Annotated in this window: 7 protein-coding genes; 2 read left to right on the forward strand and 5 right to left on the reverse strand. The window is 73.4% G+C overall.

Features of this window, described 5'->3' with window-relative positions; translation table 11 throughout:
• Positions 1 to 23 precede the first annotated feature (23 nt).
• Together H0487_RS20500 and H0487_RS20505 are read left to right on the forward strand one after the other, a co-directional pair.
• The gene (locus tag H0487_RS20500) at positions 24 to 1,133 is read left to right on the forward strand and encodes a calcium:cation antiporter (RefSeq protein ID WP_183096079.1); all 1,110 of its coding nucleotides are present in this window, start codon (positions 24 to 26) and stop codon (positions 1,131 to 1,133) included.
• A complete protein-coding gene (locus H0487_RS20505) occupies positions 1,130 to 2,029 on the forward strand; it encodes a DUF8832 domain-containing protein (RefSeq protein WP_183096080.1) in 900 nt (299 codons plus the stop codon). The genes H0487_RS20500 and H0487_RS20505 overlap by 4 nt, the downstream gene beginning before the upstream one ends.
• 9 nt (positions 2,030 to 2,038) lie before the next feature.
• Here the strand turns inward: H0487_RS20505 and H0487_RS20510 are convergent, their stop codons facing one another.
• The 5 genes from H0487_RS20510 to H0487_RS20530 form a co-directional block, all read right to left on the reverse strand.
• Positions 2,039 to 3,742 (reverse strand): S8 family peptidase, encoded by a 1,704-nt coding sequence (locus H0487_RS20510; protein WP_183096081.1) that lies wholly within the window; start codon positions 3,740 to 3,742, stop codon positions 2,039 to 2,041.
• 115 nt (positions 3,743 to 3,857) lie between these two features.
• Positions 3,858 to 5,492, reverse strand: coding sequence for a copper resistance CopC/CopD family protein (locus H0487_RS20515; protein WP_183096082.1), 1,635 nt, complete (start codon positions 5,490 to 5,492; stop codon positions 3,858 to 3,860).
• A 6-nt stretch (positions 5,493 to 5,498) separates the two neighbouring features.
• Positions 5,499 to 6,224, reverse strand: coding sequence for a YcnI family copper-binding membrane protein (locus tag H0487_RS20520; RefSeq protein WP_183096083.1), 726 nt, complete (start codon positions 6,222 to 6,224; stop codon positions 5,499 to 5,501).
• Positions 6,225 to 6,298: 74 nt separating this feature from the next.
• Positions 6,299 to 6,844 (reverse strand): hypothetical protein, encoded by a 546-nt coding sequence (locus H0487_RS20525; protein ID WP_183096084.1) that lies wholly within the window; start codon positions 6,842 to 6,844, stop codon positions 6,299 to 6,301.
• Positions 6,845 to 6,878: 34 nt separating this feature from the next.
• Positions 6,879 to 8,224, reverse strand: a 1,346-nt coding sequence (locus H0487_RS20530; protein WP_183096085.1) for a trypsin-like peptidase domain-containing protein, incomplete at its 5' end; no start/stop codon positions are given.

An 8,224-nucleotide genomic window follows, 5' to 3' on the forward strand; every position in this document is an offset into this window, starting at 1 on the left:
CCTCTCCTAGACTCTCCCGTGACATGAGCACGACGACCGCCGGCCGCCTCTCCTGGGCGGTCGCGAGCCCGCCGGCGGCCGCCGTGGTGCTGGCCTTCACCTGGGGCACCCACCCCGGCACAGTCGGCAACGTCGTCGTCGGGGTCGCGCTGGTGGCCGCCGTGCTCGCCGCTGTCCACCACGCGGAGGTCGTGGCGCACCGCCTCGGCGAGCCGTTCGGGTCGCTGCTGCTGGCGGTCGCGGTGACGATCATCGAGGTCGGCCTCATCGTCACCCTGATGGCGACGGGCAAGGGCGACACCTCGACCCTCGCCCGCGACACGGTCTTCGCAGCGGTGATGATCACGATCAACGGGATCGTCGGCCTCGCGCTGGTGGTGGGCGCGCTGCGCCACCACCTCGCCGTCTTCAACCCCGAGGGCACCGGGTCGGCGCTGGCCACCGTCGTCGCCCTGGCCGGCCTGACGCTCGTCGTCCCGAGCTTCACCACGAGCGCTGACGGGCCGGTCTTCACCGGCTCCCAGCTGGCGTTCGCCGCGGTCGCGTCGCTCGCGCTCTACGCGATGTTCGTGGTCACCCAGACGGTCCGGCACCGGGACTTCTTCCTGCCGGTCACCCGGCCGGGCGAGCGCGGGCCGGTCGACGACGACGGCGACGGGCACGCGGACCCGCCCTCGGGACGCGAGGCGCTGACGAGCCTGGCGCTGCTGAGCCTGGCGCTGGTCTGCGTCGTCGGCCTGGCCAAGGTCGAGTCCTACGCGATCGAGGACGCCGTGTCCTCGCTGGGTCTCCCCCACGCGGTCGTCGGTGTCGTGATCGCGCTGCTGGTGCTGCTGCCGGAGTCGATCTCCGCGGTCCGCTCGGCCGTGCGTGACCGGGTGCAGACCAGCTTCAACCTCGCCTACGGCTCGGCGATGGCCTCGATCGGCCTGACCATCCCGGCGATCGCGGTCGCCTCGATCTGGCTCGACGGCGAGCTCGCGCTCGGCATCGACCCGCTCCAGCTGGTGCTGCTGGTCCTGTCGGTGCTGGTGTCGGTGCTGACGGTCGTGCCGGGTCGGGCGAAGCCGCTCGCCGGCGGGGTCCACCTGGTCCTGTTCGCGGCGTTCCTCTTCCTGTCGGCGGCCCCGTGAGCGCTCGACGTACGACGCGCGTGGCCGCGTCCCTCGCCGTCGTCTGCCTGCTCGGTCTGAGCGGCTGCCAGGACGACGCCGCGACCCCGTCCGACGACCCCGACCGGGTGGTGCTCGAACCGCCGGCCGACGGCGCCGGTCACACGCACGCGCCGGGCCAGGACGACCCGACGACGGTCGGCGACGGGACGACCACGAGCGCGGGCGGCTACCGGCTCGACGGCGTCCGTCTCCCCCGTGGCACCGACGGTCCGGGCGGCCTGTCCTTCCGCGTCCTCGGCCGCGACGGCCAGCCGCTGCGCGACTACACCGAGGAGCAGACCAAGCTGCTCCACCTCTACCTGGTCCGCTCGGACCTCGCCGTCTTCCGGCACCTGCACCCCACGATGGCCGCGGACGGCACCTGGTCGGCGCGCGCCGACCTCGGTTCCCCGGGCGACTACCGGCTGATCGCCGACTTCGTCCCGGCCGGGACGGAGAGCACGGTGATCCTGGGGGCGGACGTGACCGTCCCCGGCCAGTGGCAGCCCGACCGGGAGCAGCCGACCGGCGACGACGGCGTGCTGAAGGTGCGCGTCGACGGTTCGGGCACGGTGGGGCCGGACGGGCGACTCCGGCTGGTGGTGAGCTCGCTCGACGACCGGCCGGTCACCCTCGGCAGCTATCTCGGCGCGGCCGCCCACGTGTCGGGCTTCCGCACCGACGGCGACGACCCGCGCGGCCGGACGTTCGTCCACGTGCACCCCTACGGCGCGCCGGAGGACGGTGAGGACGGTACCGTCCTCACCTTCCACACGACCTTCGAGAAGGCCGGCGACTACCGCTTGTTCGTCCAGGTCCGGGTCGGTGGCCTGTTGCACACGGTGCCGGTCACGGCCCGGGTCGCCGGACCGTGACCGGTCGGGTCAGCTGATCGCGACGTCGTCGATGAAGAACGAGGTCGCGAGCGAGGAGTCCTCCTGGCCCACGAACCGCAGCTCGACCGTCTTGCCGGCGAACGCGTCCAGGGACAGCGTCCGCTTCACGTAGCCGACCGACTTGTTGAGGTTGCTGTACGTCGCAAGGGTGGTCGTGACCCCGCCCGAGATCACGCGCACGAAGAGCCGGTCGAAGGCGGTCCCCTGACTGTTCTCCTGCGTGGTGATCTTGGTGTAGAAGGTCAGCACGCGCCCAGCACCGGCCGGCACCACGATGCCGGTCTGGCCGAGCATGTCCGACGCCACCGAGCCGTAGCCCTGGAGATAGGTCTGGCAGCGTCCCACCCGCGGCGTCGGCGCGGCGTCGAGGCACTCGATGGTGTCCTCGATGCCCTTCCAGATCCCCGGGCCGGACTCGAAGCCGGGCTGGCGCACCGGGTTGGCGGACGCGGGCGGCGCCGGTGAGGTGTTCGTGCTCGCGAACTTGGAGTACAGCAGCTTGTTGGGTGACCCGGCGCCGAGGTTGGTCACCACGTTGTTCGTCGCGCTGTTGCGCACGGCCGAGGTCACCTGTGCCGGGGTCGCTGCCGGGTTGGCCTGCAGATAGGTGGCGACGACGCCCGCGACGTGCGGGCTCGCCATCGAGGTGCCGTTGATGATGTTGAGCTCGTTGTCGGAGCCGATCCACGTCGAGAGCACCTGGGAGCCCGGGGCGAAGAGGTCCAGGCAGGTGCCGAAGTTGGAGTACGACGCCCGCGCGTCGGTGTAGGTGGTCGCTCCCACCGTCAGCGCGTTCGGTGCGCTGGCCGGGGAGACGCCGCACGCATCGACGTTCTCGTTGCCGGCGGCGACCACGAAGCTCACGCCGTCGGCGATGGCGTTGGCGACCGCGGAGTTCACGGCTGCGGAGAAGCCGCCGCCGAGGCTCATGTTGGCGACGGCTGGCTTGCCCGGCAGGTGGTGGGCGGCCACGAAGTCGATGCCGTCGATGACGCCGGCGTTGCTGCCGCTGCCGTCGCAACCGAGGACCCGCACCGCGACCAGCTTGACCGCCTTGGCGACGCCCCACTTGCTGCTCCCGACCGTGCCGGCGACGTGGGTGCCGTGGCCGTTGCAGTCGTTGGCACCCTGGCCGTCGGCGATCGCGGTGAAGCCGTGGCTCGCTCGGGTGCCGAACTGGGTGTGGGTGATCCGGATGCCGGTGTCGATGACGTAGGCCGTCACGCCTGCACCGGTCTGGTCGTAGTGGTAGCTGCGGTTGAGCGTCTTCGACCGCTGGTCGATCCGGTCCAGGCCCCACGACGGGTCGTACTGGTCACCGAAGGCGGTGACGACCCGGTTGGGCTCGATCGCGGCGACCCGAGGGTCGTCCTCGACCGCCGCGAGAGCGGCCGCCGGGAGCTTCGCGGCGAAGCCGGTGAGCGCCGCGGAGTAGTCGAAGAGGACGGTGCCGCCCTTGCTGGTCGCGACCTGGCGCATGTCGCGCACGGCGCGAGCCGAGACGCTCTGGTCGAGCGTGATGATGTACTCGCCTGCGATCACGTCCCCTGGCGCAGCGCTCGTCGCGACGCCCGGACGGGTGGGCGGCGCGGCGGCCGCTCCTGGATCAACGAGGCCGGCCAGGCCACCGCCGACGAGGACAGCAGTGGCGAGCAGGGCTGCGCGGGAGCGGACGCGGGTCGTGAGGTGCATGGAGTGATCTCCTGTGCGAGTGGGAGCGCTCCGGGGTCTGCTGGCCCGGTGCTCCTCGCATCGTCGCACCGCGAGCGCCATCGTGCTGGTGCTTCGGCGAAGACGAGCGGCCGGCTCAGTCCACGTCGACCGCCAGCGTCGTCACCGGGTTCTCGAACTCGTCGACGCGCAGGCTCACCTGCACCTCCCATTCCCCCGCCGTCGGGAAGCTGACCTCGGCGAGGTAGGTGCCGACCCCGGTCGGCACCACCGGGACGGTGCCGAGGTCGACGTCGCCGCCGCGCAGCGACACCTCCGGCCGCGCGTGCAGGTCGACCGGTTCGCCGGCCTGGTCCTGGACCTGGACCGTGAGGGTCCGTTGCCGCCCCGTCGAGGCGTCGAGGACGGCGAGGACCTGGAGGTCGCCGACGATCGTCCGCGCGACGCCGCTGACCACGGGCGCGGAGGCGACCTCCGGTTCGTCTCGGGGCGGCTGCTCGACGAGGAACCCGGTGACGCCGAGGAGGACGACGAGCAGCGACGCCTCGACGGCGACCACCCGTCGTACGGCGTAGGAGGCGCGGCGCCGCGCCTCGTGCGGGCCAGCGAAGACGCGGGGCAGCAGCCCGAGACGGTTCCAGGCCGCGACCGCCCCGACGAGCAGCGCGATCCCGACCTTGACCAGGAGGAGGCGGCCGTAGGTGGTGTCGACGAGCCCGCTCCACGAGCCGAGGATCCGCCAGCCGAGCAGCGCCCCCGCGCCCGCGAGGACGAGGAGGAGCGAGGCGGCGACGGTCGAGAACCGGCTGAGGAGGAGCGCCGCGTCGCGTTCCCGGCCGGCGAGCGAGGACAGGGCCAGCACCAGGCCGACCAGCCCACCGAGCCACACCGCGCCGGCGCTGAGGTGCAGGGCGTCGGTGAGCACGAGCAGCGACACGGGCTCGTAGGCCCGGGTGTGGCCCACGAGGGCCGGGGACCAGACGGCGAGCGCCGCGCCGACGTCACCGGTCAGGGCCGGCGTCGCCCTGCCGGCGAGCAGCGCCGCGAGCCCCAGCCCGACGACCTGGAGCAGCAGGACGGCGAGGTCGTCGCCGACGAGGGCCGGGTCCAGCGACCCCGCCTCGACCAGCCCGCCGAGACCCGCGCCGCGCTGGTAGGCGCCGGAGACCGGCACCGCGAGCGCTGCCAGCCCGACTGCCGACGCGGCCGCCGTCCGGAGGACCCGCAGCAGGCGTCGTCGTACGACGTCGTGGAGGCGGATCCCGCGCACCGTCCAGGACAGGAAGATCGTCAGTCCGCCGGCGAGGAGCAGCGCGACGTAGGACAGCGCCTGCACCACGCTGGCGAGGGCCTTCATGCCCCCGTCGTCGGTGGTCGGTGCGTCGCGGGGCGGCAGCACCGTCTCGCTCGGGGCGCCGACGTGGAAGGTCAGCGACCCGGCGATCGGGTGGCCGTCGCTGGAGACCACCCGCCAGGCCACGACGTAGGTGCCCTCGGCCAGGTCGGCGGGGAGGTCGGCGGTGACGACCTCGTCCCGCGCGCCGGAGTCGACGTCGAGGCGCTCGCCCCGCGCGTCATAGGCCTGGATGCCGTCCTCGACGACCGCGACCGGCTCGTCGAACGTCAGGGTGACCGTCTCCGGCGCCTCCTCGAGGATCGCGCCCTCGGCCGGGTCGGAGGACACGAGCGAGGCGTGCGCCGACGCCGGGGCCGGGGCCGAGCCCACGAGGAGCCCCGCGAGGGCCGCCGACGCCAGCACACGCCTCAGCACGGTCGGTCAGGCCTTCCGGGACCGGGCGAGAGCGAGGCCGCCGACCAGGATGCCGGCGATGCCGGTGCCGAGGCCGGCGAGGGCAAGGCCGTTGCCCTCGTCGTCCCCGTCGTCCCCGTCACGAACGCCCTTCACGTCGTGACCCTCGCCGGGCTCCTCGGCGTCCTCGTCGTCCGAGGCGCCACCGTCGTGGCCCTCGGCGTCCGCGGCGGTGATGGTGACGAGCGGCGCGGGGTGCTCCAGCTCGTCCTCGTCCTGGCCGTCGGCGGCGACCTCGGTCCAACCGGTCTCGCCCTTCTCGCAGGCCTGGAGGACAGGGAACGCCAGCGTCTCGCCCTCGGCGTCCGGGAGCTGGAGCGACAGCTCGAAGGTGTCGCGGACGCCGTCGGGCAGCGGGGTCTCGGCGGTGTAGACGACCTGGTCGACCCGCTCGGTGATCTCGTTGCCGTGCGCGTCGGTGACCGGCTCGTCGAGCTGCTCCACCACCTTCTCGACCGACCAGAAGGGGTTGCGGGTCGGCGTGACCGCATAGATCCCCTCCGGCAGGTCGATCGCGACCCGGGTGGTGGCTGAGCCGTCGCACCCGTGGGGGACGCTCACGGTCAGGACGGTGTAGGCGCCTGCGGCCGTGGTGCTCGGGGTGACGGTGACGTGGGCCGAGGCTGGAGCTGCGGCCAGGGCGAGGGCGGCTGCCGCAGCAGCAGCGGGCAGGACGGTACGTCGGAGGTGCATGGGTTTCCTTGTCTGTGGAATGAGGTGGGTCGTCGCGCGCGCGGACGCCCCACCCACCCCCGGACGAGGGTCGGTCAGGCGACGGCGCCGAACAGCGGCGGCGGCCCGCGGGTCGGCAGGACGATGACGTCGCGGCCTGCCGGGAGCGGCGAGGACCGGCGAGGTCCGCACCAGGAGCGGATCGCGACCGGGAGCGCAGCGACGGCGTGCCAGCCGAGCAGGACGTCGACAGCGCGCCGGCGCAGCAGCCACACGGCACCGGCGACCAGGCCGGCGACGACGTGGGCGAGCACCATCGGCCAGCCCAGGCCGAGCACCGACCCGGTCCCCTCGGCGTGCGGGTGCGTCCCGCCACCGGCCGTGAGGGCGACGAGCCAGGCGTGGAGCACGACCTGGAGGCCGACGAGCGCGGGCAGCACGACGCGCACCGGCGCCCGGCCGCGCAGCACCAGCAGGCTGGCGCCGTACACCGCTCCGGCCACCGCCAGCAGCCAGCCGCCGGAGGGGAGCTCACCCCCGGCGGCAGTGTGCGCGACAGCGAGCGCGGTCGTGCTCTCGACCGCGGCGATCCCGGCGGACAGGCGAACCCCTGGACGGGGCACCTCGCGCAGGATCAGCACCCGGTCATTCTGCAGGACGAGGCGCAGGTCGGGGTCAGCCGACCTCCTCCTCGGCCCGCTGGATCAACGGCTTCACGATGTCGATCGCCCGGATCCGGCCGCTGGTCACCGGCGAGCCGCTCGGGTCGAACTGCAGGGCCGTCGGCAGTCCGATGAGACGGCCCTCGTTGTCGACCGCCATGCCGCCGGAGTTGCCCGGCGCGATCCGCGCCTCGGTGTCGAACTCCGAGCGAGGGCCGAGGTCGGCGTCGTTGAGGACCGTCGAGATCACACCGGTGGTGACCGTGATCGAGTCGCCAGAACCGGCGACCGCCGGGAACCCGAGCACCGTGACGTCGTCGCCCGCGCGCACGTCGGCGGACGCGCCGATGGGCACCGTCGGGAGGTCGAGCGTGCCGTCGAGCGCGGACCCGTCGGCGTCCGCGTAGATCTGGATGACCGCCACGTCGGAGTAGCCGTCGGCCTCGACGACGCGGGCGCGGTACGCCGGCGGCGCGGTGGTGTCGGTCTCCCCGTCGGTGATCGAGATGAGGAGGTAGTCGGGGTCGGCGATCGCGGCCTCCGGCCCGTACTGCTCGACGATGCCGGGCGACTCCGGGGCAGCGACGTGGGCGTTGGTCAGGATCAGCCCGTCGGACCGGATGATCGAGCCGGAGCCCGCGTAGGTGAACTGGTCGTTCGGGTCCTCGAGCGCGTGGCTCTCCCCGATGATCTTGACCGTCGCCGCCTTGGCCGCGTCGAGCTCGGCCTCGGTGAGCTCGCCGGACGACGGGGCGGACGTGTCGGTCGAGACGTCGCTCGAGGCGGCGTCCCGGTCCGGTTCGTCGTCCCCGCCGAGCAGGACCGCGGCGGTCCCGACCCCGACGACGAGCAGCAGCACGCCGACGACGACACCGCCGACGAGCAGGCGCTGGATGAGCCGACGGCGGGCGATCCGCTTCTCCTCCTCGACGGCCGACAGGATCGGCACCAGGGTCAGCTCGGGACCCGCGACCGGGTGACCGAGCCGAAGCGCCGTGCGCTCGGTGAACCGCTGGCTGGTGATCCGCCGGCCGTCGCGGAAGGTGCCCTCCTTGGACTGGTTGGTGTAGGTCCAACCGCCGGGGACGGCGCTGACGACACCGTGCATCCGTGACGCCGACGGGTCGGTCAGGACGACCGTGCAGTCGGGCAGTCGGCCGATGGTGATCTGGGCCGGGTGGCGGAAGCGGTGCTCCTGGCCCTCCGCGACGAGGAGCAGGTCGGGGCCCGAGCGCGGCGCGGGCACGAACGCGTGCTGCCCCGGCGGCCGTGGCTGTCCCGGCGCTCCGGGGGGTGGGACCGGAGCGGCCGGCTGGGCGGCGAGCACCTGGGTCTGGTCGAAGCCCGAGGGGACCACGC

It is taken from the genome of Nocardioides stalactiti (assembly GCF_014180715.1).
Lineage (GTDB): Bacteria > Actinomycetota > Actinomycetes > Propionibacteriales > Nocardioidaceae > Nocardioides > Nocardioides stalactiti.